Source organism: Kitasatospora sp. NPDC048194 (genome assembly GCF_043202455.1).
In the GTDB taxonomy this organism is placed as follows: Bacteria; Actinomycetota; Actinomycetes; order Streptomycetales; family Streptomycetaceae; genus Kitasatospora.
The window spans coordinates 77652-102160 of the sequence record NZ_JBIDAK010000024.1 but is presented as its reverse complement, the minus strand read 5'-3'; the positions used below and the strand labels follow the sequence as shown (position 1 = coordinate 102160).

At 73.1% G+C, this 24509-nt stretch carries 25 protein-coding genes and 1 pseudogene; 11 read left to right on the top strand and 15 right to left on the bottom strand.

The genetic code is table 11. The annotated features are described in order from the left end of the window. Positions 1 to 214: 214 nt before the first annotated feature. Positions 215 to 2032, bottom strand: a complete 1818-nt coding sequence (locus ACGF07_RS25955) for a glycosyl hydrolase family 18 protein (protein ID WP_350750007.1) — start codon at positions 2030 to 2032, stop codon at positions 215 to 217. 290 nt (positions 2033 to 2322) lie between these two features. Beyond that, the gene (locus ACGF07_RS25950) at positions 2323 to 2562 is read right to left on the bottom strand and encodes an FxLYD domain-containing protein (protein WP_392902472.1); all 240 of its coding nucleotides are present in this window, start codon (positions 2560 to 2562) and stop codon (positions 2323 to 2325) included. A gap of 40 nt (positions 2563 to 2602) precedes the next feature. On the opposite strand from ACGF07_RS25950, the gene ACGF07_RS25945 reads away from it, so the two are divergent. After that, a complete protein-coding gene (locus ACGF07_RS25945; protein WP_350750013.1) occupies positions 2603 to 2893 on the top strand; it encodes a hypothetical protein in 291 nt (96 codons plus the stop codon). Between the two features lie 198 nt (positions 2894 to 3091). Here ACGF07_RS25945 and ACGF07_RS25940 read toward each other — a convergent pair whose 3' ends face one another. After that, positions 3092 to 3652, bottom strand: a complete 561-nt coding sequence (locus ACGF07_RS25940) for a DoxX family protein (RefSeq protein WP_392902470.1) — start codon at positions 3650 to 3652, stop codon at positions 3092 to 3094. 201 nt (positions 3653 to 3853) lie between these two features. Here ACGF07_RS25940 and ACGF07_RS25935 point away from each other — a divergent pair, with 201 nt between their 5' ends. Continuing rightward, positions 3854 to 4486: a MarC family protein gene (locus tag ACGF07_RS25935; protein WP_392902468.1), complete on the top strand. Its 633-nt coding sequence runs from the start codon at positions 3854 to 3856 to the stop codon at positions 4484 to 4486. A 37-nt stretch (positions 4487 to 4523) separates the two neighbouring features. On the opposite strand, the gene ACGF07_RS25930 is transcribed toward ACGF07_RS25935, so the two are convergent. Beyond that, positions 4524 to 5063 carry an NADPH-dependent FMN reductase gene (locus ACGF07_RS25930; protein ID WP_392902466.1) on the bottom strand — a complete coding sequence of 180 codons (540 nt, stop codon included), beginning with the start codon at positions 5061 to 5063 and terminating at the stop codon, positions 4524 to 4526. A gap of 58 nt (positions 5064 to 5121) precedes the next feature. Continuing rightward, entirely contained in the window at positions 5122 to 5556 is a 435-nt protein-coding gene (locus ACGF07_RS25925) for an Lrp/AsnC family transcriptional regulator (RefSeq protein ID WP_350742401.1), read from the bottom strand. A 219-nt stretch (positions 5557 to 5775) separates the two neighbouring features. On the opposite strand from ACGF07_RS25925, the gene ACGF07_RS25920 reads away from it, so the two are divergent. Together ACGF07_RS25920 and kynU are read left to right on the top strand one after the other, a co-directional pair. Beyond that, entirely contained in the window at positions 5776 to 6606 is an 831-nt protein-coding gene (locus ACGF07_RS25920) for a tryptophan 2,3-dioxygenase (RefSeq protein ID WP_392902464.1), read from the top strand. A gap of 29 nt (positions 6607 to 6635) precedes the next feature. Then, a complete protein-coding gene (gene kynU, locus ACGF07_RS25915) occupies positions 6636 to 7862 on the top strand; it encodes a kynureninase (RefSeq protein ID WP_392902462.1) in 1227 nt (408 codons plus the stop codon). A 31-nt stretch (positions 7863 to 7893) separates the two neighbouring features. On the opposite strand, the gene ACGF07_RS25910 is transcribed toward kynU, so the two are convergent. Continuing rightward, complete coding sequence (locus tag ACGF07_RS25910) at positions 7894 to 8853, bottom strand: hypothetical protein (RefSeq protein ID WP_350742395.1); 960 nt, start codon at positions 8851 to 8853, stop codon at positions 7894 to 7896. Positions 8854 to 8929: 76 nt separating this feature from the next. Here ACGF07_RS25910 and ACGF07_RS25905 point away from each other — a divergent pair, with 76 nt between their 5' ends. Beyond that, a complete protein-coding gene (locus ACGF07_RS25905; protein ID WP_392902460.1) occupies positions 8930 to 9559 on the top strand; it encodes a TetR family transcriptional regulator in 630 nt (209 codons plus the stop codon). A 150-nt stretch (positions 9560 to 9709) separates the two neighbouring features. On the opposite strand, the gene ACGF07_RS25900 is transcribed toward ACGF07_RS25905, so the two are convergent. Further along, positions 9710 to 11179, bottom strand: coding sequence for a choice-of-anchor A family protein (locus ACGF07_RS25900; protein ID WP_392902458.1), 1470 nt, complete (start codon positions 11177 to 11179; stop codon positions 9710 to 9712). Positions 11180 to 11650: 471 nt separating this feature from the next. Between ACGF07_RS25900 and ACGF07_RS25895 the strand changes: the two genes are divergently transcribed. The 4 genes and pseudogenes from ACGF07_RS25895 (at position 11651) to ACGF07_RS25880 (ending at position 14669) form a co-directional block, all read left to right on the top strand. Continuing rightward, positions 11651 to 12358, top strand: a complete 708-nt coding sequence (locus ACGF07_RS25895; RefSeq protein ID WP_392902456.1) for a 4'-phosphopantetheinyl transferase family protein — start codon at positions 11651 to 11653, stop codon at positions 12356 to 12358. 118 nt (positions 12359 to 12476) lie between these two features. Continuing rightward, entirely contained in the window at positions 12477 to 12959 is a 483-nt protein-coding gene (locus tag ACGF07_RS25890; protein ID WP_392902454.1) for a DUF2269 family protein, read from the top strand. A gap of 190 nt (positions 12960 to 13149) precedes the next feature. Continuing rightward, positions 13150 to 14013, top strand: a complete 864-nt coding sequence (locus tag ACGF07_RS25885) for a helix-turn-helix domain-containing protein (protein ID WP_392902451.1) — start codon at positions 13150 to 13152, stop codon at positions 14011 to 14013. A 151-nt stretch (positions 14014 to 14164) separates the two neighbouring features. Continuing rightward, positions 14165 to 14669 (top strand): annotated as a pseudogene (locus ACGF07_RS25880) (GNAT family N-acetyltransferase). Positions 14670 to 14734: 65 nt separating this feature from the next. On the opposite strand, the gene ACGF07_RS25875 reads toward ACGF07_RS25880, so the two are convergent. Together ACGF07_RS25875 and ACGF07_RS25870 are read right to left on the bottom strand one after the other, a co-directional pair. Beyond that, positions 14735 to 15001, bottom strand: a complete 267-nt coding sequence (locus ACGF07_RS25875) for a hypothetical protein (protein ID WP_392902449.1) — start codon at positions 14999 to 15001, stop codon at positions 14735 to 14737. 45 nt (positions 15002 to 15046) lie between these two features. Next, positions 15047 to 16063 (bottom strand): Lrp/AsnC family transcriptional regulator, encoded by a 1017-nt coding sequence (locus ACGF07_RS25870; protein ID WP_392902447.1) that lies wholly within the window; start codon positions 16061 to 16063, stop codon positions 15047 to 15049. A gap of 112 nt (positions 16064 to 16175) precedes the next feature. On the opposite strand from ACGF07_RS25870, the gene ACGF07_RS25865 reads away from it, so the two are divergent. Next, positions 16176 to 16985 (top strand): inositol monophosphatase family protein, encoded by an 810-nt coding sequence (locus ACGF07_RS25865; RefSeq protein ID WP_392902445.1) that lies wholly within the window; start codon positions 16176 to 16178, stop codon positions 16983 to 16985. A gap of 171 nt (positions 16986 to 17156) precedes the next feature. On the opposite strand, the gene ACGF07_RS25860 is transcribed toward ACGF07_RS25865, so the two are convergent. From ACGF07_RS25860 to ACGF07_RS25835, 6 genes are all read right to left on the bottom strand, one after another. Further along, positions 17157 to 18014, bottom strand: a complete 858-nt coding sequence (locus ACGF07_RS25860; RefSeq protein ID WP_392902474.1) for an amidohydrolase family protein — start codon at positions 18012 to 18014, stop codon at positions 17157 to 17159. A gap of 77 nt (positions 18015 to 18091) precedes the next feature. Beyond that, on the bottom strand, positions 18092 to 19726 hold the full coding sequence (locus ACGF07_RS25855) for an acyl-CoA dehydrogenase family protein (protein WP_392902443.1): 1635 nt from the start codon (positions 19724 to 19726) through the stop codon (positions 18092 to 18094). Continuing rightward, positions 19710 to 20432 (bottom strand): TetR/AcrR family transcriptional regulator, encoded by a 723-nt coding sequence (locus tag ACGF07_RS25850; RefSeq protein WP_392902441.1) that lies wholly within the window; start codon positions 20430 to 20432, stop codon positions 19710 to 19712. Before ACGF07_RS25850 ends, ACGF07_RS25855 begins: the two co-directional genes overlap by 17 nt. A gap of 128 nt (positions 20433 to 20560) precedes the next feature. Further along, a complete protein-coding gene (locus ACGF07_RS25845; RefSeq protein ID WP_392902439.1) occupies positions 20561 to 22051 on the bottom strand; it encodes a S28 family serine protease in 1491 nt (496 codons plus the stop codon). Between the two features lie 411 nt (positions 22052 to 22462). Continuing rightward, positions 22463 to 23371 carry a serine protease gene (locus ACGF07_RS25840; protein WP_392902436.1) on the bottom strand — a complete coding sequence of 303 codons (909 nt, stop codon included), beginning with the start codon at positions 23369 to 23371 and terminating at the stop codon, positions 22463 to 22465. A 174-nt stretch (positions 23372 to 23545) separates the two neighbouring features. After that, a complete protein-coding gene (locus tag ACGF07_RS25835) occupies positions 23546 to 24175 on the bottom strand; it encodes a TetR family transcriptional regulator (protein ID WP_392902434.1) in 630 nt (209 codons plus the stop codon). A gap of 120 nt (positions 24176 to 24295) precedes the next feature. On the opposite strand from ACGF07_RS25835, the gene ACGF07_RS25830 reads away from it, so the two are divergent. Beyond that, positions 24296 to 24451: a hypothetical protein gene (locus ACGF07_RS25830; RefSeq protein ID WP_350742363.1), complete on the top strand. Its 156-nt coding sequence runs from the start codon at positions 24296 to 24298 to the stop codon at positions 24449 to 24451. The last annotated feature ends 58 nt before the right edge of the window (positions 24452 to 24509 follow it).

Genomic DNA, 24509 nt, shown 5'->3' with positions numbered 1-24509 from the left:
TCGGACCGGTGGCCGGGGGGCCTGGCCTGCGGGGGCCCCCGGGGGGGGGGCGCCCGGGGGGGGGGGGCCCCGGGGGGGCGGGCCCCGGGGGGGGCCCCCCCCCGCGCCCCCCCGCACTCCTGTATGCGCGTGGTGCTCCGGGCGCCGCCCGGATCGCGCGGGCCGGTCGGGCCCGCGCCCGGTCAACCGATCAGCCGGTCAGCCGGTCAGCCGATCAGCAGGGGCCGTTGTCGGCCCAGACGCCCCACTGGCCGCTCAGCGTCGGGTCCTCGCCCTTGGTCCACCACTTGTTGGTGTAGTAGTGGCCCTTCCAGGAGACCTTGGTGCCACCGGCCGCGTAGGTGGTGTTCGGGTCCCAGCTCGGGGCGGCCGGGCAGGTGACCGGCGGGGTCGGGGTGCCCGTCGGGGTGCCGGTGGGCGTGCCGGTCGGGGTGCCCGTCGGCGTTCCGGTGGGGGTGCCGGTCGGGGTCTGGGTCGGCGTCGGCGTGCCGGTCGGCGGAGCGGGGCAGCCGGCGGCGGAGCCGTTGGTGGCGGTCACCATCTTGTCGAACAGGGCGGTGTTGGTGCCCAGGTCGTACAGCGAGAAGGCGAAGGAGCCGCCGAGGCCGTTGCAGTGGGCGTAGTCCAGCTTGGCCTGGATGGACCGGGCGTCCTCACCGCTCCAGAAGGTGTTGCCGTCGTAGAAGTAGGTGGCCTTGGCGGTGTCGTCCCAGAAGGTCTTGGACGGGTTGTCGACGAAGCCGCCGAGCTCCTTGTACATCTGGATGCCGGGGACGTTGCCGGACATCGCGGCACCGGCCGCCGGGCCCGTGGCGGGCTGGAAGAGGCCGTTCTTGCCGTTGTTCTGGACGCCCGTCCAGCCGCGGTAGTAGAACGGCACCCCCATGTTGATCTTGTTGGCGGGGAAGCCGCCGGGGATGCCGTACTGGGCGTCGCCGACCGTCCACGCCTTGATGGCGTTGTCGATCGAGTACTTGCCGTTGCCCGGCTTGGCCGGGGTCGACGGGTCGTCCGGGCCCGAGTAGAGCGGCGCCTGGTGGTTCGTCGGCCCCTGCGGGTCCCAACCGCCGTGCATGTCGTAGGTCATGACGTCGAGGAAGGTGAGGTACTGGCCGATCTTGTCGGTCTCGACGTTCATGATCTTGTCCTGGCCGGCGCCGACCGCCGCCGACAGGGCGTAGGTCTTGCCGTCGGCCTTGCCCTGGGCGTCCAGCTGGGTGCGGAACTCCTTCAGCAGCGCCGTGAAGTTCTGCTTGTCGGCCGGGCTGGAGATGTTGCCGGTGTGGCCGCCGCCGCCCGGGTACTCCCAGTCGATGTCGACGCCGTCGAAGATGCCGGCCGCCGAACCCGGGCCGCCGTAGCCCGCGTCGGTCGGGAGGTTGCCCTTGATGAACATGTCGAGGCAGGAGGACACCAGGTGCTTGCGCGAGGCGTCGGTGGCGGCGGCCGACGAGAAGTACTTGGAGTAGGTCCAACCGCCCAGCGAGATCAGGACCTTGAGGTTGGGGTTCTTCGCCTTCAGCTTCTTCAGCTGGTTGAAGTTGCCCGCGATCGGCTGGTTCCAGACATCGCCGACGCCGTCGACCGAGATGTCCGCGCCGTAGCTCTTCTGGTAGTCGGCGAACGCGTCGCCGGCGCCGTCACCCGCGTTGGGGTTGTTGTCGTTCGTGTCGGCGGCCTTGGTGGCCTCGAAACACCCGAGGTCGGTCGGGTGGATGTTGGCGAAGTCGTAGATCAGGTAGTCCAGCTTCCCGGCCACGCCGGTGCTCTGGATCGTCTTGGGGTAGTACGCGTTCGCGTACACCGACCACTGGTCGAAGTAGGCCACCTTGATGCCGCCGCTGGTGGCGGGGGCGCCGGTGGAGTTGGTGGTCGCGGCGTTGGCCGCGCCGCCGCCGGACAGCGCGAGGCCCGCGCCGAGCAGCAGGGAGGCGGCGGTGCCGGCCGCGACGGCGGCCAGGCTCTTCGGTCGGCGCCGGCGGGCGCCCTCCGGAGCCGGGGTCCCGGCCCTTTCGATGCGTGAGCGCAGCATGGGTGCGTGACTCCTGGTTGTGGGGGATGCCGTCGTCCCGGTGGGGTGACGAGTCCGGAGTGGGGCCGGACGACCGGGACATGACAGGTCTGGGTGGGGAATCGAGCGGATCAGGCCGTGACGGACACCGGGATGTGCCGAACCGGCGCCCCCGGCGCGAGGCCGGTGACGCCGGTTCAGGGGCTCCCTGCACCTGGGCATTAAAAATGGACTAGACCAACTCCGGCGTCAAGGGGTGCTGCCGGCCCTTGAGCCGTGCTTAAGGTTCGTCCCCGCTCCAGGCGGGCGGCTCAGTAACGGACGGCGTTCGCCACCTCGGCCTTGACCGTGCCCGAGAGGTCCAGGTGACTGCTCGCGCTGGCCTGGGTGCTCTGACCGGCCGCCAGGTCCGGGACGGTCACCGCCGTCGCGTCCAGCACCTTGCCGTTCCCGTCGGTGAAATTCACCTGGATCACGTACCGGTAGGACTGCTGGCCGTGGTTGGTGACGGTCAGCTGGACCAGCGTCTTGCCGTCCGTGCCGGTGGTCACCGCCCCGACGGTCACGTCCCCCTTGGCGTCGAGCCCGCCCTTGACCCCGGCCACCGCGGACGAGGCCGCCGAGACCGCCTCCGAGGCCCGAGCCTGCGCCGAGGCGAGCGCCGAACTCGCCCCGCCCGCCGCCGAGGCCAGCGCCGACCCCGCCCCACCCGCCGCCGAGGCCAGCTTCGAGGCGGCCGAGGCCGCGGCGCTCGCCGCGTTCTGCACCTCGGTCGCCGCCGAGGAGGCCGTACCGCTCGCGCTCTTGCCGGACGAACACCCCGCCAGCACCGCGACGCCGATGACGGCCGCCGCCAGCGCTCCGGCCGCCACGGCATGGTGACGACCCGACGGCGGTGCCGTGGGACGGGCGGTGACGCGGGATCCGGGTGTGGCTCGGGTCAGCGGCTGGCGTTCCATGCGGGTCCTCGTTTCTGCGCGGCGCCGGGCTGCCCGGCACACCTCCCCGACCACCCTCCGAGGACGACCGGACCGCCGCCAGCAGAGCTGCTGCCTCCGGATGACGGGGGAACGCCCCCCGCTACGACAGTCCCGAACCCTCCTGCTCGTCCGCCTCCACCGCCGCCCGCTCCTCCCGCAGCCGCACCACGTGCCGGCGCCGCGCCACCACCCCGTACGCGCCGGCCGCGCTCGCCAGGAACGCCAGCGTGCCCAGCCACGGACGGTCGAAGGCGTGCCCGGTCAGGTGGTCCAGCGAGTACCGCCCGGGCCCGGCCAGGCCGATCGCCAGCCCGGTCGCACCGAGGAAGGCCGGGTACTCGTAGCCGCCGGACATCGCGAAGAAGCCCGCCGGGGCGTGCACCGACACCGCGCCGGCCATCGTCCCGGCCACCACCGCGCCCGCCGCCGGGGTGGCCAGCCCGGCCACCAGCAGGGCACCGCCCCCCGCCTCGCCGAGGCCCGCCGCGATGGCGCTCTCCCGGGCCGGATGGAAGCCCATGTGGTCCATGGCCTGGGTGGTGCCCTCCAGGCCGCCGCCGCCGAACCAGCCGAACAGCTTCTGGGTGCCGTGCGCGATCAGCACCCCGCCGACGGCGCTGCGCAGGGCCAGCAGGCCCAGGTCCTTACGGTTCAGGCACATGTCGCATCCTCGTTTCCGCCAGGGGGTGGTGCTACCTCCATGGCACCCGAGAGCGCTCACCCGTTCGAGCCGGGACCGCCATCCGGGCGACATCCCCGACGGCGGGGACCGGCCCACCGCCCGGCACACGAGCGGCCCGCCACGCCCGGGCCCGGGGCGTGGCGGGCCGGCCGCCGCGGGCCGCGCGGTCATGCTGGGCCCATGTTCGTCTTCAACCTGGGCAGCGCGTTCATCACGTTCTTCGCCGTGGTCGGCCCGCCGAAGGTCCTGCTGGCCTTCACCCGGCTGGCCGGCACCCGGAGCACCCGCGAGCTGCGGCGGCTGGCGGCGTGGAGCGCGGTCATCTCCGCGGTGATCGGCCTGGTGCTCGGCTTCGGGGCCGACGACCTCACCACGTTCTTCCACATCAGCGACCAGTCGCTGCAACTCGCGGGCGGGGCGATCTTCTTCGCGTACGCCGTCGCCCTGGTCTTCGGCGTGCACCTCGGCTCCGACGGAGACCAGGGCGAACAGCTGGCGAACCCCCTGGCGGAGGGCATCCGCGAACTGCTGCTGCCGTACATCGCCAGTCCGCTCGCCATCACCGGCGTGCTCGTCGTTTCGCTCAACCGGGACGACGCGGGCTGGAAGGCCGCGGTGGCGGTGGCGTACGTGGCCGTCGCGGCGATCAACTACCTCTGCGTGGCGCTGCTCGCCCCGCTGATGCAGCGCACCCACACCACCTCCCTGGAGGTGCTGTCGCGGCTTCTCGGACTGCTGCTGGCGGCCGTCGGCGTGGAGGTCTTTTTGGAGGGCCTGTCCGGGCTGGGGGTACACCTGCCGACCGCGCACTGAGCCCGGCCCGGCCCGACCGGCGCGGCCACCCCGTGGGTCACCCCGCCGCCAGTCGGCTCAGCACCGCGCCGATCCGCTCCCCCACCAGCGGGTCGGTGACCAGGCCGTCCGCGCCCACCGCCGTGCGCTCCAGCGGGATCCGCACGCACGCCTCGTCCACCACGGCTGCCCCGGTGTAACCGAGCACCGTGCGCAGGGTGGCCTCGGCACCCCGTCCGCGGCCGGGGGCGGCGCAGTTGATCCAGCCGACGGGCTTGTCGGAGATCTCCGTGCCGCCGACCGTCCAGTCCAGCAGGTTCTTGAACGAGCCCGGCAGCGTCCCGGCGTACTCCGGGGTGCAGACCAGCAGCGCGTCGGCGGCCTCGATCGCGGCCCGCAGCGCGGTCACCGGCGCGGGCAGCGGGTCGGTGTCGTGGTCGGGGTTGAAGTGCGGCAGCCCGGCCAGCCCCTCGTAGCGGACGGTCCGGACGCCGGGCAGGCCGGCGGCCACGGCCGCGGCGGTGCGCAGCACGCTCTCGTTGGAGGATCCGGCCCGCAGGCTCCCGGACAGCAGCAGGATGTGGCGCTCGTTCGGCATGCCCGGGAACCTACTCCTTGACGTCCGCGTCAGGGCCAGCCGACCGCCACCCCGGGGGCTAACCCGGCTCCAGCGGCCGCCAGGGCACCGGGCTGGAGAGGATCATCGAGCTGGACGGCTGGCCGTAGCGGCCGAGCCGGTCGCACAGGGCCTCGAACTCGGCCATCGTGGAGACCGCGACCAGCAGCACGCAGCAGGCCCCGCCGGTCACCCGGTGCAGTTGGAGGACCTCCGGCCAGGTCGCCACCTCGGGGTCGCGCAGCACGCAGCGGTGGCCGTAGCACTGGATCTGCACCAGCGCGGTGATCGGCAGCCCGGCCCTGGTCGGGTCGACGTGGGCGTGGTACCCGCTGATCACCCCGTCGGCCTCCAGGCGGCGGACCCGTTCGGCCACCGCGGGTGCGGACAGGCTCACCCGGCGGGAGAGTTCGTTGTACGAGAGCCTGGCATCGGCCTGCAGCTCGGCCAGCAGTCGGCGGTCGACGGCGTCCATGGCTCCTCCGGGAAGCGGTCCTGGGCAGGGGTTTGCGTTCGCAAAGCGAACCGGTCGAACGCCTCGCGAACGACAACCCGCGGCGCGGTTGCGGTGCCCGTCGACCATTCAAGCGGGGGGCCGTACCGCCGCACAATGGGCTCCCCGGCGGAACCAGGACGTCCGTCCGCTCCGCCGGCCCCGGGCGACCAGACCCGGACGGACCAGGAGGGATTCGGGATGGGGCACGACACGGTGGAGACACCCAACCTGTCGTTCGGTCGGGGCGGCGAGCCGGGTCGGGGCACCCCGTACGCGCAGTACGTGCGACTGGAGGAGCTGCACAGCCTGCAGCACCCGCGCAGCAAGGAGCCGGCCGAGCTGTCGTTCATCGTCACCACCCAGGTGATGGAACTGCTCTTCGACCTGCTGCGGCACGAGTGGACGCAGGCCCGGCAGGCGCTGCGCGACGACGACCTGACGGCCGCGCTGGCCGCCCTGCGCCGCGGCACCCACGTGCAGGACGTGCTGGTGGAGTCCTGGGACCTGCTGGCCACCATGACGCCGCAGGAGTTCAACTCCTTCCGCGCCCTGTTCGGCGAGGCCTCCGGCTTCCAGTCCTCGGCCTTCCTGCACCTGGAGTTCCTGCTCGGCAACAAGAACGCCGCGCTGCTGAACATGTACGAGGAGATGCCCGGCACCCGGGCCGAGCTGGCCGAGGCGCTGCGCGAGTCCAGCCTGTACGACGAGGCGCTGGCCCTGCTGGCCCGGCGCGGGCTGGGGGTGCGCCCGGAACCGTCCGAGCAGCGCTACCGCCCGTCCGAGGAGGCCGCCGCGGCCTGGCGCCGGGTCTACACCGACCCCGAGTACGCCGCCCTCCAGCCGTTCGCGGAGGCGCTGCTGGACGTGGCCGAGCGCGTCACCCGCTGGCGCCAGCGCCACCTGAGCGCGGTCAAGCGGACCATGGGCGGCAAGCCCGGCTCGGGCGGCTCCAGCGGGCTGACCTGGCTGCGCAAGTCGGCCGAGCAGGACGTCTTCCCGGAGCTGTGGACGATCCGGGACGAGCTGTGACGGGCAGGGCCGTGGACGAGGGGATGGGCATGATCACGCGCGAGGACTGTGCGGCCCTGGACGCCGCCGACCCGCTGGCGGCGTTCCGCAAGGAGTTCACGCTGCCCGACGGGGTGGTCTACCTGGACGGCAACTCGCTGGGCGCCCTGCCGGTGCGCACGCCGGAGCGGGTGCGGCAGCTGGTCGAGGAGGAGTGGGGCCGGGAACTGATCCGCAGCTGGAACGACGCCGGCTGGTTCGAGCAGCCGTACCGGCTCGGGCGCCGGGTCGCGCCGCTGATCGGCGCCGACCCGGCGCAGGTGGTCGTCTGCGACACCACCTCGGTGAACCTGTTCAAGGTGCTCTCGGCGGCGCTCGCGCTGCGCCCGGGGCGGCGGACCGTGCTCGGCGACGCCGAGGCCTTCCCGACCGACCTGTACATCGCCGAGGGCGTGACGGGCCTGGTCGAGGGCGGCCGCAGCCTGCTGATCCGCCCCGAGGAGCTGGACCGCCACCTGGACGCGGACGTGGCCGCGGTGGTCCTGTCGCACGTGGACTACCGCACCGGCGAGCTGCTGGACATGCCCGGGATCACCGCCCGGGTGCGGGCCGCGGGCGCCCTGATGATCTGGGACGTGTGCCACTCGGTGGGCGCACTGCCGATCGAACTCGACTCCTGCGGAGCGGACTTCGCGATCGGCTGCACCTACAAGTACCTGAACGGCGGCCCCGGCTCGCCGGCCTTCCTGTACGTCGCCGAGCGGCACCTGGCGGCCGGTCCGCGACAGCCGCTGAGCGGCTGGTTCGGGCACGCCCGGCCGTTCGCCTTCGAGCCGGGGTACGACCCCAAGCCGGGCATCGGCCGGTTCCTGACCAGCTCGCCCTCACTGCTCGGCCAGGCCGCGCTGGACGCCTCGCTGGACGTCTGGGAGCGGGTCGACCTGACGGCCGTACGGGCCAAGAGCCTGGCGCTGACCGACCTGTTCGTCTCGCTGGTCGAGGGCCTGGACGGCGTGGAGGTGGTCACCCCGCGCGACCACGCCCGGCGCGGCAGTCAGGTCGCACTGCGGCACGCCGACGGGTACCCGGTGGTGCAGGCGTTGATCGCCCGCGGAGTGATCGGGGACTTCCGCGCGCCGGACCTGATGCGCTTCGGCTTCACCCCGCTCTACCTCTCGTACACCGACGTCTGGGACGCGGCCCGCGAGCTCGCCGAGGTGCTGGCGAGCGGTGAGTGGCGGCAGGAGCGCTTCTCCCGCCGGGGCGAGGTGACCTGACGGGCGACGGCGTCGGCCCCGCGGCAGCCGGTCAGCGGGGCTCACGCCTCGTCAGCTCCGCCACCAGCCTGCGGTAGACCTCGAAGGCGGGCTTGGGCGCGTAGTCGTCCCGCAGCAGTCCGAAGCGGCGGAACAGCCCCGGGCCCGCACTGTCGGCGTCCCGCAGGGCGAAGAAGGTGTAACCGGTGATGGTGAGTTCGGAAGCCAGCCCGACGACGGCCCGGACCACCTCCTCGACCACCTCGGCCTGCCGCGCCTCGCTGCGGCCGGGGCCGGTGGGCCAGCCGTTCTCGCAGATCCGCAGCGGGACGGCGGGCCCGATCCCGGCCCGGGGCAGCGCACCCTCGCGGAAGCCGGTGAGCACCGCCCGCACCGCGTCCGTGAGTCGGTCGGCCGGGACGGGCCGGAAGACGTCCGGGAAGAAGTCCACGCCGACGTAGTCGAGGGCGCGGTGGAAGCGGTCGTCGGCGAGTTCGCCGAGCTCGTCCCAGAAGGCGTCGGCGGCGGCATCGAAGGACGGCGCCGCGTTGAAGCCGACCGCCAGGTGGTCGTGACCACGGGCCAGCGCCTCCTCCTTGGCCGCGACGACGCCCTCGACCATCGCCCGGCACACGTTGGGGATGCTGCCGTCCACCGGCGGGAGGTCCACGTTGGGCTCCTCGCAGATCTGGACGTATGCCAGACCACCGCCCTGCGTCCGTACCGTGCGCCGGACGAAGTCCAGCCAGCCGTCCAACTCTCCGCTGGGCTCCCGGTACTGGAGCACCAGCTCGAGCTCGCGGCCCTCGACGGCGTACTGCTCGGGCCGCTCCGGGGTGTGCGCGCCGTCCGGGTACATCCGGTAGGCGCGGACGGTCAACCCGGCCTCGCCTCCCTGGAGTTCGCGCAGTGCGGCGGTGATCCGCGCGGGGTCGTCGGGACGGACGGGCTCGATCAGGCCGGTGTCGTCGCCGACCAGGCCGCCGGGGTAGATGCCGAAGGTGAAGGTCATGCCGACACCCTAGCCGATTTTTTTGGTGTCACTTTAATTTTGCTGCGACCCCATTGTTCACCGGTAGGATTCCGCCATGGGACTTCGTGAACTCAAGAAGCAGCAGACCCGGGAGCTGCTCGCCGACACCGCGATGGGCCTGTTCGCCGAACGCGGCTTCGAGCAGGTCACGGTCGTCGAGGTGGCCCGGGCGGCCGGCGTCTCGCCCAACACCGTCTTCAACTACTTCCCGACCAAGGAGGACCTGTTCTTCGACCGCCAGGACGAGGTGGTCGCCCACCTGGCCGAGGTGGTGCGCGGAAGACCGGCGGGCAGCTCCGCCGTGGACGCGGTACGGGCCGACCTGCTGGCCGCCATCGCCGACGGGGAGCCGACCCTCGGACTGAGCCCGCGGGCGGCGGCGTTCTGGCGGATCATCGACGCCAGTCCGGCGCTGCGCGCCCGGCTGCTGGACCTCGGCGAGCGCGCCGAGGCGGTGCTGACGGCCGTCCTGGTCGAGGAGTCGGGGGCCGGAGCGGACGACCCGCTCCCCCGGGTGGTGGCCGGCGCCGTCGCCGGCGCCCACCGTGCGGTCCTCGCCGAGATCCGCCGCGCGATGGTCGCCGGGGAGCCGGCCGAGCTGGTGCGCCGGCGGGTCGAGGACGCGGTGGAACGGGCCTTCGGGCTGCTCGCCTCCGGTCTCGCGGAGTACCCGCCGAAGCGTTGACCCGGGCTCGGGACGCACCCGCCGAAACGCCGACCCGGGCCCTGAACGGCCGAGGCCGCCCGGTCCGGTCGACACGGGCGGCTTCGGCCGTCAGCGGGGCCTTCAGGTGGGCCGTTGGCGGGGCCTTCGGCTGGGCCGTCAGCGGGGCCGTCAGCTGTGGCGGCCGCGGCGGCGGGCGGCCAGGACGGCGAGGCCACCGAGTCCGAGCAGGGCGACCCCGGCCACGCCGAAGACCACCGGGGCGTTGCCCGCGCCGGTCGAGGGCAACCCGCTGCCGTCACCGGGGTGGTGACCGCTCGGGCGCTTGGTCGGGTGGTGGCTGGTCGGGGCCGGACCGGTGCTAGACGTGGAGGCGCTCGGAGAGGTCGGGCTCGGCGAGGGCCAGGTGGGCGTCGGGCTCGGCCGGGTCGGTGAGGGCCAGGTCGGCGAGGGCGAAGTCGGGGACGGCGGGGTCGGGGAAGGGGACGTCGGCGAGGGCGGAGTCGGGGACGTCGGGGACGGTGACGGTGAGGGCGAGGGTGACGGCGAGGAGGAGGTCGGCGACGGGCTCGGTGTCACCGTGCAGTCCGGCAGGTCCCCGTCGAACGGGTAGCTGTGGATCTCGTAGCCGCCGGTGCCGGTGTGGACCAGGTTGCCCGCCAGGTAGACCCGGCCGTTCATGCCCGCCTGGGCGATGGTCGTCGTCCCGGCCGGATTGCCGGCCAGGACGGACCCCTGGAACTGCGCACTGCCGAGGATCTGCGCCCTGGTCGCGGTCGGGAAGTTGTACATGAGCCTGGAGCGCATCTCGGTGGTCTGGTCCCCCACCAGCCCGGTGCCCGTGTAGGTGTTGATGATCGGACTGTCGCCGAGCATGTTGATCACCACGGTGGCCCCGGCCGGGATGTCGTTGAAGACCAGGCCGATCTGCCCACCGCTCGGCGAGGTGAGGTTCCGGCTGACGTTGAAGACCTGCTTCGTGCTGGTCCCGTCACCGGTGAAGACGGCCTGGCCGGAGGCGACGTGGACGGTACCGGTCGCGGCGGCCCGCCCGACACAGTCCGAGAGCTCCTCGATCCGGGTCAGCACCGCCTGGTACGGCGCGGCCGCGTTCGGGTCCTGGATGTCGCGGCCGGTGGGGTCGATCCGGACGGTGCCGGTGACGCCGCCCGCGTGGCGCAGGTTGCCGAAGGCCTGCCCGCGGGAGTCGCTGCCGCCGATCAGGATCGAGTTGCCGGTCCTGACGTCGACCGCGCCGCCGGTGGTGACGAGGTCGCTGCCGTTCGGCGGCACGACGCGCGAGCCGACGCCCACGACGCCCATGTTGTAGACGCCGCCCCCGTTCTTGTCGACCGTCAGGTTGCCGAGCGTGACGATCTTGCCCTCGGCCTCCGCCGCGCGGCCGTTCACGGTGTAGTCACCGCCGGTGAAGACGTTGATCGTGGCATCCCGGCCGGTGAAGTCGCCGTTGTTCGGCGGCGGCCAGGTGGCGGGGCAGTCGGGTCCGGAGCAGGGACCCAGCGGCGGGGCCAGCGGGGCGGCCGAACCAGCCGTCAGCACGGCGGCCAGCGGCACCGCGGCGACGGCGGTCGCCACGGCGATCCGGACGGCCCGGCGACGACCGGTGGCGGGCGTCCTCACGGCGGTCGTTCTGTGATCCGGCGAACCGGCGGCCTGACCCATCGACAATTCCTCCGCACAGGGGAAGAGGGCAGGCGTGGACGGCCTGCCTGGTTCCGTCATATGTGCGGACAATCCCATGGCTTCGGGGCATCCAATCCCGAATCGGATGATTCACACCCTTTCGATCAACGGAGTGGATCTGGACGTCCGTCGATCGGCCCATGGACAGCCAGGGCCCACGAACCTTGGCCGGGGGTCGCGGACCGGTGAGCGGAGGTCGCGGACGTGTGGACGGGGGCCGTGGAGGTGTGGACGGGGGCCGCGGACGTGTGGACGGGGGCCGCGAGACGTGGCCCGGGGTGGGGCGGGCAGGATCGGGAGGGGGCCGGGTCCGCGGTCGGGGCTGCGGTCGGGGCTGCGGTCGGGCCGGCGCGAGCGCAAGGGGGCACCCGCAACCACCGCGCCGCCGACCCGGCTAGGTTGGACGCCATGACCACCGAGGCCCAGGACCAGGGCGCGCCGCTCGTCGCGGTCGCGTCCGCGGACGCCGTACTGCGCCACCCCGAGGCGGGCGAGCACCTGCTCACCACCGTCGAGCGGGAGCGCGCCGCACGCTTCCGGCACGCCTCGGGGCGGGCCGACTTCACCGCCGGGCACATCCTGGTACGGCTCTGCGCCGCCCGGCTGCTCGGGCTCCCCGCCGCCGAGCTGGTGCTCGCCCAGGAGTGCCCGGACTGCGGGCTCGCCGACCACGGCAAGCCGTACCTCCCCGACCACCCCGAGGTGCACGTGAGCCTGTCCCACACCCGGGGCGTGGTCGCAGCCGGGGCCGGCCGGCTGCCGATCGGCGTGGACGTCGAGCTGGCCGCCCGGGGCGGCTCGCTGCGCGCCGTCGCCCGCCGGGTGCTCACGCCGGCCGAGCTGGCCCTGGTCGAGGCGGCGCCGGAGCCCGACCAGGCCTTCCTGCGCCAGTGGGTGCGCAAGGAGTCGCTGATCAAGGTCGGCCGGGCCACCCTGGACACCCTCGGGCAGGTCGACCTCTCCGCCCTGCCGCTGGACGTCCCGCCCGGCACCCCGCTGCACGGCCGGTACCAGGACCTCCACCTGCTCGACTGGACGGACCCGCAGCACGGCGCCGCCATCGCGGCCGCCTGCGCGGCCCCGCCGGACATCGTGGACCTGACCACCGCCGGATAGGCCGGGGCACCCGAGCGCGGGACCGGTGAATAAGCGGTGTTAGCGTGCCTGCTCGTGGGCGCGCCGACGGCGCGCGCCCGCCTCACCCAGCTACCCACCGGATCAAGGGATGCCCGCCATGGCCAAGTTCCTGCTGAGCCTGCACGTCCTCGCGTCGGTCCTGTTCATAGGCCCGGTCGCGGTGGCCGTCAGCATGTTCCCGCGCCGGGCCAAGGCCGCCCTGGCCGGCGGGCCGGACCGGGCCTCGGACGCGGGCGTGCTGCGCGTCCTGCACCGGATCACCCAGGTCTACGCGCTGCTCGGCGTCGCGGTCCCGGTGCTCGGCATCGGCCTGGCGCAGGTGATGGACGTGCTCGGGCAGTCCTGGCTGATCGTCTCCATGGTGCTCACCGCGGTCTCCGCACTCTCCCTGCTGCTCTTCGTACTGCCCGGCCAGCAGGCCGCCGTGGACGCGCTCGGCCTCGACCCGGACGACGAGCAGCACACCAAGGCCGTCAGCGGCCTGCGGATGCTGCCGATGACGGCCGGCGTCTTCAATCTGCTGTGGGCCGTGGTCGTGGTGCTGATGGTCGTCCGCCCGGGGTCCTCCACCGGAGTCTGAGCCGGAGCCCTCCCCTACCGGAGCCCGCGCCGGAGCTTCGCCGGGACCCGAGGCGGAGGCCTCCACCGGAGCCTGGACCGCGGCTTCACCGGAGCCTGACCGGAAACCTCCGCCCCGGCCCCGCTCCTTCGGTCCCGATCCGCCGGGCCCCCTCCCGCCGACCGACTCGGTTCGAGTACCGTCGTCGGCCATGACGATCATGGCGGGCATGGGCAGCCCGACGGGAACCGGCGCCGGCCCGCTGCTGCGCGGCTGGCGTGAGCGACGACAGCTCAGCCAGCAGCAACTGGCGCTGCGGGCGGAGTCCTCCGTCCGGCACCTCAGCTTCGTGGAGAACGGCCGCGCGCGCCCGAGCCGCGCGCTGCTGCTGCGGCTGGCCGCCGAACTGGACGTCCCGGTGCGGGAACGCAACACCCTTCTCCTGGCGGCCGGTTACGCCCCGCACTACCCCGAGACGCCGCTGGACGACCCGTCGATGGCCGCGGTGCGCGCCGGCATCGAGCGGCTGCTCGCCGCGCACGACCCCTACCCGGCCGTGGTGATCGACGGGACGTTCCGGGTGCTGGCGGCCAACCGCTCGCTGGCGCTGCTGCTGGACGGCGTCGCCCCGAAGCTGCTCGAGGCGCCGTCCAACGTCATCCGGCTCGCACTGCACCCGGAGGGGCTGGCCCCGCGCATCGTCAACCACCGGCAGTGGCGGCGCCACCTGCTCGAACGGATGGAGCGGCAGCTGGAATCCGTCCGCCCCGAACCGCTCCGGCGACTGTACGAGGAGGTCAGCGGCTACCCCGAGCCGGCCGGAGACCCGGCCGACGCCCAGGCGGAGGCCCCGGTGGAGGCGCCGGCCGGAGCGCCGGGCACCGCCCAGGGCTGCCCGATCGCCCTGCCGCTGCGGATCCGGCACGACGGGCAGGTGCTGTCCTTCCTGTCGACCACCGCGACCTTCAACACCCCGCTGGACGTCACCGTCGCCGAGCTCTCCATCGAGACCTTCCTGCCGGCCGACACGACGACCGTCCGCTACCTGCAGTCCGCCGTGGGCCCGGACCGCTAACGGCCGGCCGTGAGACCCGCCCTCATCCCCTATCGGCGCAGCCAGTTCATCGCCACGGAAGAGCCCGGCGACGTCTTGACCGACGCGAGGAACGCTCTGGGGCGCCGGGCATGATCAGGGTGGGCCGTTCCCGTGCGACAGACTCGTCGGCATGGTGACTCTGCGGCTCCTCACGACGCGGCTCCTCACGACAGACGACTGGCCGCAGTGGCGGACGCTCCGCCTTGCGGCGCTGGCAGACGCACCGCACGCCTTCAAGTCCCGGCTCGCCGACTGGCACAGAGGCGAGGAGGAACGCTGGCGTGCCCGCCTGGAGATCCCCGGCGCCCACCATGTCGCCGCGCTGCTGGACGGCCGCGCCGTCGGCAATGGCCAGCGGCCTCCCCGGCGACCGCGACACCAGGGAGCTGAGGTCCGTCTGGGTCAGTTCCGGGGCGCGGGGCCGCGGGATCGGCACCCGGCTGATCGGGGCAGTGGAGACCTGGGCTCTGGAGTCAGGCGGAGCGGTGTTGAAGCTCGCGGTGCTCCCCGGCAACGAGGCCGCCCTCACCCTCTACCGGCGCAGCGGGTTCATCGCCGCGAGAGAGCCCGGCGACGTCCTGCCCGACGGGACGACCAGGGAACTCGTGATGGTGAAGGCATCGCGCCGGGCCTGACCGGCAAGAGCGATGCCTCCGGACTGCCACCGACCAGTGCCAGGACGAAAGCCTCCCGGTGTGCGCTACCTGGCGCGGCGCCGCCGAAGCTCCTCCAGCCACTCTCGTACCTGCTCGTCGTCGTGCAGGTACGGCTCCTCGGGCCCCGGCCGCAGATCGATCCCGTGAAGGAGCGCCAGCGCCCACAGTGACAGGTCGTCCCATTCCAGTTCGTCATCGAGGAACCAACGCCCGGCCCACCGGTCGGCTGACTCCCGGCTCACGCACCCCTCGGCTACAGCGGAGAGCCACAACTCGATCTCGTCCAGGTCTGGCTGGTCTCTTCCGCTCACGGCCTCACCGTATCCAGGACCGGGCAAGGGCTTCCTGACGCGGCACTAGCGGGCGGCCGTGAGGCCATCGGCGCGTGAGCGGCGGGGCTGGCGCAGCAGCACGCCCGCCCGCTTCACCGCGCGGGCCGTGATCGTGGTTTCGGCGCGGGTGACTCCGAGCGGGCCGAGGGTGTCGGTGAGGAAGCGGTAGAGGCCGCCGTGGTCCGAGCAGAAGATCGTCGCCAGCAGGTTGGTCGGGCCGCTGGTCGCGAACACACCGTGCACCTGCGGGTGGCGGGCGAGCTCGGTGCCCACCGCGGCGAGCCGGGCGGGCGGCACGTCCAGCCAGAGGTTGGCGTCCACCGCCATGCCGAGCAGCCTCGGGTCCACGGTGGTGTGGGTGCGCAGCAGGCCGGCCGCGTCCAGCCGGTGCAGTCGGCGCCGTACGGTCGACTCGGGCGCGCCGACCGCCGCGGCCAGCACCGCGTGGGACTGCCGGGCGTCCACGCCGAGCCGCTCCAGCAGGGCGCGGTCCAGCTCGTCCAGCGGCGGCGGCGCGGCGGGGCGTGCGGGGACGCGGCGGGCGAGGGCTGCGGCCTCCTGCTCGGTCAGGTAGCCGGCCTGCCACTGCCCGGCGTCGGCGAAGGCGTGCAGCACGGCGTGGGTGGTGGTCTCGGTGACGGCGCCGGTCGCGGGCAGTTGCCCGTACAGGAGCCGGTCCCGGGAGCCGGCGTCGCTCAGCATCACCGCGCCGACCTCGTGGCCGCCGAGCATCACGTCGACGAAGGGCACGTCGGAGCGGTCGGCCAGCGCCTGGGCGATCGCGTCCACCCGGCCGCGCAGGACCCGGACCCGCAGCAGCAGCGCGCCCACCGCGGCGTCCTCGACATCGGGCATCCGGACCACGCGCAGCACCCCGGCCTGCCGCATCCGGGCGAGGCGACGGGTGACCGTCCGGGCGGAGACGCCCAGCACCTCGGCGAGCCGCCCCGGCTCCGCCCGCCCGTCCAGTTGCAGCGCGGTGATCAGTCGGCGGTCCAGCCGGTCCAGCACGGTGTCCGGATCAGTCGTCTCCAGATCCATGATGTCCGATCCCCGTAACTATGAGCTTCCTGGCGTCCTGTTCGGCAGGCACGACGGTACTCCTTGTCCTGTGCGGACGGAACGGGCCGGCCGCGGAGACGGAGGAGACGCTGTGACGGACGAACTGTGGACGCTGGCGGAGGCCGTGGAGGCCGCGGTGCGCGAGGTGGGCGGGAAGCTGGCGGCCGCGCGGCCGGCCGAGCCGACGCCTGCGCGCACGCTCGACGAGGCGGCGGCGCGCTTCGCCGAGTCGGACGGCCCGGCCGCCGCCGAGCTGCGCGAACGGCTGACCGCCCGGTACCCGCAGGCCGGCTGGCTCTCGGAGGAGTTCGAGGGATCGGTGCCCGACGCGGGCGAGTGGTGGGTCTGCGACGCGACCGACGGAGCGGTGCAGTACCTGCTCGGACAACCGCACTGGGCCGTGACGGCGACGCTGGTACGGGACGGCGTGGCGGTCCTGGCCGTGGTGCACGCCCCGGAACTGTTCGGCGCGGGCCGCACCTACCGGGCGGTGCTGGGCGGCGGGGCCCAGCTGGACGGGCGCCCGATCGCTCCCCTGGAACGCGACCTGGCGGCGACGGTCGCGGCGACCAGCCAGCCGCCCGGGATCGCCGACGACCCGGTGGCGCTGCGCCGGGCCGGCGAGTCGCTGTCCGCGATGGCGGGATCGGTCCTGGCCGTGCGCAACCTCGGCCCGACCGCCCTCCAGGTGGCCCAGGTGGGTTCCGGGCACCTCGCGCTGTTCTGGGAGTACGGCGCGGACGCGGGCAACCTGCTGCCCGGCGCGCTGATCGCGAGCGAGGCGGGGGCGACGGTGACGGACGCCGCCGGGGCGGCCTGGACGGTCGGCTCCGACAGCTTCCTGGCCGCCGCGCCCGGGCTGCACGCGGACGCGCTGGGCGTGCTGCGGGCGATCGGCTGAGGGTGGGGGCGAGGGTGGCGGGCGGGCTGGGGCTGGGGCGAAGGGCGAGAGTGGCGGGCTTGGGCTGGGGCTGAGAACGGCCGACCGGCGGCGTGGGCGGCTGACCGCGGCCTGGGTAGCCGGCCGTCGAGTGGCGCGGAGGCGCTCAGCCCGCGGCCGGCGGCGGGGCGGTCAGCCGAGGTCGAACAGGGTCGCCGCGTTGTCGTGGCAGACCGCCCGCAGCCACTCCTCCCCCAGCCCCAGGCCGGCCAGCGCCTCCAGTTGGTGGACGTACCGGTGGGGGATGTTAGGGAAGTCGCTGCCGAGCAGGACGCGCTCCCGCAGCGCGCGCAACCGCGGCAGTTCGTCGCGCGGGAACGGGACGTCGGCCTCGGCGAAGTCGGTGAACGCCATGGTGGTGTCCAGCCTGACGTCCGGGTGGCGCTCGGCCAGGTCCAGGAAGTCGCGGTACTCGGGCATGCCGAGGTGCGCGACGACCAGGACCAGTCCCGGGTGCCGGGCCAGCACCTCGCCGATCGGGCCGGGCCCGGTGAACTTGCCCGGCACCGGTCCGGAGCCGCAGTGGGTGACCACCGGGGTGCCGGTCTCGGCGAGCAGCCCCCAGACACCGTCCAGGCGCTCGTCCGTCGGGTCGTAGCCGCCGACCTGGAGGTGCGCCTTGAACACCCGGGCGCCGTCCTCGATCGCCCGCGCCACGTACCCGGCCGCCCCCGGTTCGGGGAAGAACGTCGCGGTGTGCAGGCAGTCGGGGGTACGGGCGGCGAAGTCGGCGGCCCACGCGTTCAGCCAGACCGCCATGCCGGGCTTGTGCGGGTAGAGCATCGAGGTGAACGCCCGGACGCCGAACTGCCGCAGCCGCAGGACGCGTTGCTCCTCGGCCTCGCGGTAGGTGATCGGCCAGGGCCGGTTCACCAGCGGGCCGGCCGCGTCGAAGTACGCCCACACCTTGTCCATGACGTTCTTCGGCATGAAGTGGGTGTGCACGTCGATCAGGCCGGGCACGCCCAGGGTCTGCCAGAACTCCCGCACGACCGTCGCCTCTTCGCCGGCGGAATGCCGGGCGCTCGGGTCGCCGGCGGAACGCCGGGCGCTCGGGTCGTCGGCGCTCACGCGGGCACCGGGCGGGCGCGGTCGATGATCGCGGCGGTGTCGGCACCGGAGGGCAGGGTGCCGAAGGCCGCCCCGTGGTCGCCGCCCAGGCGGGTCGCGCAGAACGCGTCGGCCACCGCCGGGCTGCCGTGGCGGACCAGCAGCGCCCCCTGGAAGGTCAGGGCCATCGATTCGACCAGTCGCCGGGTGCGGAACTCGAGGTCGCTCGAGTCGGCGAGCTGCTTGCGCAGTTCGCCGACGGCGGCGTCCAGTCGGCGGTCCGCGCCGGCGGCCGCGTCGAGTTCACCGAGGAAGGCCTCGACCGTCTCCGGGCGCTTGGCCATGGCGCGCAGCGCGTCCAGCGCGGCGACGTTGCCGGACCCCTCCCAGATCGACACCAACGGCGCCTCGCGGTAGAGCCGGGGCATCCCGGACTCCTCGACGTAGCCGTTGCCGCCCAGGCACTCCAGGGCCTCGGCCGCGTGCGCCGGCCCGCGCTTGCACACCCAGTACTTGGCCACCGCGAGGCCCAATCGCCGTACCAGCGCCTGGGTTGCGTCACCGGCCAGGGCGAGGTCGGTGGCCTGGGCCAGCCGCATCGCGACCGCGGTGGCCGCCTCGGACTCCACCACCAGGTCGGCCAGCACGTTGCGCATCAGCGGCTGGTCGACCAGCGCCTTGCCGAACGCCCGCCGGTGCAGGGCGTGGTGGACCGCCCGGGTGGCGCCGTAGCGCATGCCGGAGGCGGCGCCGACGGTGCAGTCCAGGCGGGTCATGTTGACCATCTCGATGATGGTCGGCACGCCCCGGCCCTCCTCGCCGACCAGCCAGCCGACGGCCCCGTCGTACTCCAGCTCGGCGGAGGCGTTGGACTTGTTGCCGAGCTTGTCCTTGAGCCGCATCAGGTGCAGCCGGTTGCGGCTGCCGTCCGGGAGGACTCGCGGCAGCACGAAGCAGCTGAGGCCGCCGGGCGCCTGGGCGAGGGTCAGGAAGAGGTCGGACATCGGCGCCGAGGTGAACCACTTGTGGCCGGTCAGCCGGTAGGTGCCGTCGGCGTTCGCGGTCGCGGTGGTGATGTTGGTACGGACGTCGGAGCCGCCCTGCTTCTCGGTCATCGACATGCCGGCGATCAGTCCGCGCTTGGTGCGCGGCTCGCGCAGCCCGAAGTCGTACTCGGTGGCGGCCAGCAGCGGCTCCAGCTCGGCGGCCAGGGCCGGGTTCCGACGCAACGCGGGGACCGCCGCGTAGGTCATCGAGATCGGGCAGGTGTGGCCGGCCTCGACCTGGCCCCAGACGTAGAACTTGGCGGCGCGGGCGGCGTGGGCGCCGGGCCGGTCGTCCCGCCAGGGTGCGGCGTGCAGCCCGTACGAGACGGCGGTGCGCATCAGCTCGTGCCAGTACGGGTGGAACTCGACCTCGTCGATCCGGTGGCCGAAGCGGTCGTGGGTGCGCAGCACGGGCGGGTTCTCGTTCGCCAGCCGGCCCCACTCGGCGGCCTGCTCGGAGCCGGCCAGCCGGCCGAGCTCGCGCAGCTCCGGCTCCGCCCAGCCGGCACCGGCCCGCTCCAGGGCGGCGAGCAGGGTCGGGTCGGCAGCGGTGTCGTGTCCGTACGGCAGGGGCACCTGGTTGGTGACCTCATGCGTCGCTGTCATCGCGTCCTCCCAGGGCACGCAGGGTGAAGGAGACCAGGGCGGGGACCACCGTGGCGTTGTCGCTGTGCACCGTGACGTCGTGATCGTGGGCGTGGTCGGAGTCGGGGTTGGGGACGGCGGGGCCGCGCTCTGTGGCTGGGGTCGGTGCGGTGCCGCGCGGCACGGTTCCGCTCGGCGCGGCGGCGAGCGGGCCCGCCAGGGCCTCGCCGACCGCACCGACCAGGGCGGCTGCGGTCAGCACCGGGTCCTGCTCCGGGAGTTCGCCGTCCGCGACGGCGGCGGCGATCTCGGTGGCGATCACGTCCCGGAACGCCCGCCGGAAGACCAGTCGCTCGCCGTCCACCACCGCGTCGGCCGGCTCGACCAGCAGCGCGTACGCCAACCTGGGAGCGCGCAGGGCGCGGGTTGCGAAGGTCTCCACCACGGCGGCGATCCGCTGCTGCGGGGTGTCCCGGCGGGCAACGGCGGCGTTGACCGCCTCGATCTCCCGGGTCACCACCCGGCGGAAGAGTTCCACCGAGAGTTCGGCCTTGTTGGCGAAGTGCTGGTAGAGGCTGCCGGTGGCGATTCCGGCGCGGTCCGCGACGGCGGCCATGCTGCAGCCGCCGTAGCCGCGTTCGGCGAGCAGGCCGACCGCCGACTGCAGGACCGTCTCCCGCTGGGCGTCCAGGCGGGCTTGTACGGCTGGAGTGCGTCGGTAGGCCATGGAAGTATTGAAGCACTGATTCACTGCTTCGGGGAGCGCGCGCGCTTCCCGGATGGAACGCAGCAGGCCGCCCCCGTCGGGGCGGCCTGCTGGTGGCGTACGGCTTCGCCGGTGCCGGTCACTCGCGCCTACAGCGGGCGGCGCTCCTGCTCCAGCCGCTGGCCCTCGACGTCGAGCGGGCCGAAGGACGGGATCAGCCGCGGCGACTTGGCCTGCGACCCGGCGTTGTCCTGGTCACCCAGGCCGGCCCATTCCAGCACCTTGGCGGTCGCCTCCGCCGACTGGTCGGCCGGCAGCTTGCCGATGTTGGAACCGTGGTTGCCGCCGGGCACGGTGTAGACGTAGCTGTCGTCACTGCCCCGGCCCAGGTGGAACGGCTTGGCGCCCCACGGGTCGTTGCCGCCGTAGACGAACATGATCCGCTCGCCCTCGCGCTTCACCCAGCGGTCGATGTCGGGCATCGCGTACGGGTTGAAGACGGTCGGGATCTCCTTCGGCACGTACGAGCGGGCCGAGTAGAGCTCCTTGTAGTCGTAGTGCAGCTGGTCCTTCAGGTACGAGACGTCGAAGAACGGCGCACCCAGCTCGGTCGCGGCCTGGTAGTAGTACGCGGTGTACTTCGCCAGCGACTGGTCGCTGTTGCCCGTGATGCCCGACTGCGCGTCGAACCACGCGTACAGCTCGTCGTCGGTCGCGGTTGCGGCGACCGGCACCTTCGCGCAGTCCGACTCCAGGCTGTACTGCCAGAACGCCCAGACCACGTCGAGCACCCCGGCCTCGTAGGCGCGGTCCGGGGTGCCCAGGGTGTCGAAGGTGGAGCCGGCCGCCTTGTTGTCCGCGATGTAGCGGGCCTCCAGGCGGTCGCGGCGCACCAGCAGCTCGCGCTGGGCGGCGTTCAGCCTGGCGCGGCACTCCGGGGTGCCGACGGTGCGGAAGAACTCGGTGTAGGCCGAGTAGTCGCTGACGTCGGTGTTGTTCGGCGCGACGTAGGCGATCGTGCCCGCCACGTCGTCCGGGTAGAACCGGCGGTAGTAGGTGGAGGACATCCCGCCCTTGCTGGCGCCGGTGGAGAGCCACTCCTGCTGGTAGATCCGCTTTAGCGCGGTCACCAGCTTGTGGGAGTCGGCGGCCTGCTGACGGATGCCGGCCTTGGTCCAGTCGGCCGGCTCGGGGCGGGACGGGGTGAAGAAGCGGTACTCGATGGAGACCTGGTTGCCGTCCACCAGCCGGGTGGGCTCGGTCCGGGACGGGCTGGTGCCGAGCGTGTAGCCGTTGGTGTAGAAGACGGTCGGGCGGTCGTAGCCGCGGTGCAGCACGCTGAAGCGCTGCTGGAAGGTGCCCAGCCAGGGGCGGAAGTGGTCGATCGGCTGGGTGTAGGTGGCCAGGAAGTAGCGGTGGCCGGTGGTGGTCGGCTTCTCCTCGGTGATGGTCACCCCGGGGATCGCCGCCAGACGGTCCTTGATGTCGGCGTTCGGGTCGTCGGCCGGGCTACGGCCGTGGGCGGCGCCCGCGGCCCCGGCGTCCGGCGCGGCGGCGGAGGCCGGGGTGGCCAGGCCGCCGATCGCGAACATCGGTATCAGCAGGACGGAAACCAGCAGTCTTCTCAGCCTGGCAGTCATCAACTCTCCATCTCGTCAACGTCAACGGTGCTGGAGCCGGCCTCATCGGCACGGTTCCGGGTACGGGTGGTGCGGCTTCGGTACGGGTGGTGCGGCTCGGGTGCGGTGGTGCGGTTCCGGTGCGGGTGGTGCGGTTCCGGTGCGGGTGGTGCGGTTCCGGTGCGGGTGGTGCGGTTCCGGTGCGGTGGTGCGGCTCCGGTGCGGTGGTGCAGTTCCGGTGCGGGTGGTGCGGCGGTCGCCTCGTGGACGGCCGAATGGGCCACCCGCCTGGTCGCGGGTGGCCCATCGGGGAGATGTGCTGGTCAGGGGTGCCTCGGTTCCGTCGGCCGGTCGGCTGCCCGTCACGGCAGGGTGCCGGTGGGTGCTACGGGCGGGTCGGGCGTTCGGCGGGGCGTGCGAGGGACTCCGGGCTCACGGGCGGGGAAGGGTGCACCCCGGCAGGGTGAGGTCGAAGCGGTTGCCGGAGGCGAAGCAGGCGGGGATGCCGTAGGTCTCCTGGGCGTAGCCGATCCCCTGGTGGACCGTCACCGCGCCGCTCTGGTCGACCTCACAAGGGTTGTCGAGGGTGCAGGACTCGCCGTTCTCGTTGATCGTGTTGTTCACGGCGACCAGCAGTCCGGTCGCGGTGTCAACCACCGGCGAGCCGGAGGTGCCGCCGATCACGTTGCAGCCCGAGGTGTAGCGGACCGAGTCCTTGAAGGTCCAGTCGGCCTCGTGCAGGCGGTAGGCGAAGCCGTCGATCGAGCAGGAGTAGATCTTCTTCCAGTACCCGGAGACGACCCGGATGTCCGCGCCCTGGGTGGGGTGGGTGTCGGCGATGGTCAGCGGGGAGATCCCGTAGCGCGACTTGATCGATGAGTAGCTGGTGTTCAGCTGGTAGATCGACACGTCGGTGTCGGTCATGGCGCCGTACACCACCTTGCTCGCGCGCAGGGTGGCGAGGCGCGCGCCGGTGGAGCTGAGCAGGGTGAAGGTCCGACTGGAGGGCTGGTTGAGGACGACCTCACCGGGGCCGGGCATGCCCGACTCCAGGCAGTGGCCGTTGGAGAGCACCAGTGCCGGGTCGGTCGCCGCCGAACCCGGCATCCGCACCAGGGACCCGGAGCAGTTGCTGAGCGCGACCGTTCCGGCGAAGTTGACGGCGACCGGAGGGGCGGCCTTGGCGGTGTCTGCCGCCGCGGCCTGGACGGTGTCGGCGGCGGACTGGACGGTGTCGGGGGCCTGGGCGGCGCCGGCGGCCTGCGCCGGTAAGGCACCGGCGAGGGCGGTGGCCCCGGCGACCAGGAGCGTGGCGAGCATGCCGATGAGCGGCTTCTTCATGAGAGACCTCTCGATGTGGGGGTCCACCAAAGCTGTCGCGGACATGACTTGCTGTCAAGAGTCAAGACCAGACAAAGGGAACGCCCCGGCCGCAGAGCACTACCCGGCCCCCGGCCGCAGAGCACTACCCGGCCCCCGGCCAGTCCCGCCAGGGCCGCCACACCCGTCGGCCGCTCAGATCCCTTGCCAGTGACGCCGCCCCAGGCTGATCAGGCGCAACTGCAGGCGGGCCGTGTCGGCGATCCGCCGCTCCCGTTCGGGACCCACCTCCTGGGCCTCCAGCAGGGCGGAGGCGGTCGACACCATGTGATCCACGTACAACTCGGCGAGCATGCGCAGGTCCTGCTCGCTCCATCCCCGCGAGACCGGCTGGAGCGCCAGCGCCGACCCCACCTCGGCGGCGAACCGGCCCAGTTCGGCGTCGATCGCCTCACGCACCTGACGCACGCCGCCGTGGCGCTCGCGCGCCAGGAACCGCACATGCGGCCGGTGCTCGCGGACGTGCTGCTGGATCACCTCCACGGCCCGGTCGATCAGCTCCTCGGCACCACCGGCCTCGGCGAGGACCGAGCGGATCATGACGTGGAGGCTGGCCAGCGACTCCTCGACCAGCGCGACGCCGAGGGCCGCGAGGTCCGGGAAGTGCCGGTAGAAGGCGGCCGGGGACAGTCCGGCCTCCCGGGTGACCTCGCGGACGCCCAGACTCGCCAGGTTCTGGTCGGCGAGCAGGTGCAACCCCGCGTCCAGCAAGGCCCGCCGACTCTGCTGCTTCTGGGCCTGCCTGGCCCCTACGGTGTGACTCACGCCATTCAGTAAACAGTCGTTTGCCGAACTTGGCCAGTCGGCGTACAGTGGGACTCGAAGTCAGTGAACACTTGTCAACCGAAGCCGGCACAGCCGCACCCGCAGCTGAAGGAGTCAGTCGTGATCCTGTTCTCCGCCCTGGTCGCCATGGGCGTCCTGATCGGTACCGCCGCCCACCTGCCCCTCCCGGTCTTCCTCGCCGCCGCCGCCGCGATCAGCGCCTGGCTGCTCGGCTTCGGCGCCCGCGAGGGCATCTCCCGCCTCCGGCACCGCTGAGCGGCAGCCACCGGGCTTCGGCCGAGCTGACCGAACCGGCGCGCCCGCTCGACCCGAG

Excerpts from the sequence above, each read along its gene's own strand:
- ACGF07_RS25955 (WP_350750007.1), bottom strand. The coding sequence starts at position 2,032 with ATGCTGCGCTCACGCATCGAAAGGGCCGGGACCCCGGCTCCGGAGGGC.
- ACGF07_RS25940 (WP_392902470.1), bottom strand. The coding sequence starts at position 3,652 with ATGTGCCTGAACCGTAAGGACCTGGGCCTGCTGGCCCTGCGCAGCGCC.
- ACGF07_RS25935 (WP_392902468.1), top strand. The coding sequence starts at position 3,854 with ATGTTCGTCTTCAACCTGGGCAGCGCGTTCATCACGTTCTTCGCCGTG.
- ACGF07_RS25930 (WP_392902466.1), bottom strand. The coding sequence starts at position 5,063 with ATGCCGAACGAGCGCCACATCCTGCTGCTGTCCGGGAGCCTGCGGGCC.
- ACGF07_RS25925 (WP_350742401.1), bottom strand. The coding sequence starts at position 5,556 with ATGGACGCCGTCGACCGCCGACTGCTGGCCGAGCTGCAGGCCGATGCC.
- ACGF07_RS25920 (WP_392902464.1), top strand. The coding sequence starts at position 5,776 with ATGGGGCACGACACGGTGGAGACACCCAACCTGTCGTTCGGTCGGGGC.
- kynU (WP_392902462.1), top strand. The coding sequence starts at position 6,636 with ATGATCACGCGCGAGGACTGTGCGGCCCTGGACGCCGCCGACCCGCTG.
- ACGF07_RS25910 (WP_350742395.1), bottom strand. The coding sequence starts at position 8,853 with ATGACCTTCACCTTCGGCATCTACCCCGGCGGCCTGGTCGGCGACGAC.
- ACGF07_RS25905 (WP_392902460.1), top strand. The coding sequence starts at position 8,930 with ATGGGACTTCGTGAACTCAAGAAGCAGCAGACCCGGGAGCTGCTCGCC.
- ACGF07_RS25895 (WP_392902456.1), top strand. The coding sequence starts at position 11,651 with ATGACCACCGAGGCCCAGGACCAGGGCGCGCCGCTCGTCGCGGTCGCG.
- ACGF07_RS25890 (WP_392902454.1), top strand. The coding sequence starts at position 12,477 with ATGGCCAAGTTCCTGCTGAGCCTGCACGTCCTCGCGTCGGTCCTGTTC.
- ACGF07_RS25885 (WP_392902451.1), top strand. The coding sequence starts at position 13,150 with ATGACGATCATGGCGGGCATGGGCAGCCCGACGGGAACCGGCGCCGGC.
- ACGF07_RS25870 (WP_392902447.1), bottom strand. The coding sequence starts at position 16,063 with ATGGATCTGGAGACGACTGATCCGGACACCGTGCTGGACCGGCTGGAC.
- ACGF07_RS25855 (WP_392902443.1), bottom strand. The coding sequence starts at position 19,726 with ATGACAGCGACGCATGAGGTCACCAACCAGGTGCCCCTGCCGTACGGA.
- ACGF07_RS25850 (WP_392902441.1), bottom strand. The coding sequence starts at position 20,432 with ATGGCCTACCGACGCACTCCAGCCGTACAAGCCCGCCTGGACGCCCAG.
- ACGF07_RS25845 (WP_392902439.1), bottom strand. The coding sequence starts at position 22,051 with ATGACTGCCAGGCTGAGAAGACTGCTGGTTTCCGTCCTGCTGATACCG.
- ACGF07_RS25840 (WP_392902436.1), bottom strand. The coding sequence starts at position 23,371 with ATGAAGAAGCCGCTCATCGGCATGCTCGCCACGCTCCTGGTCGCCGGG.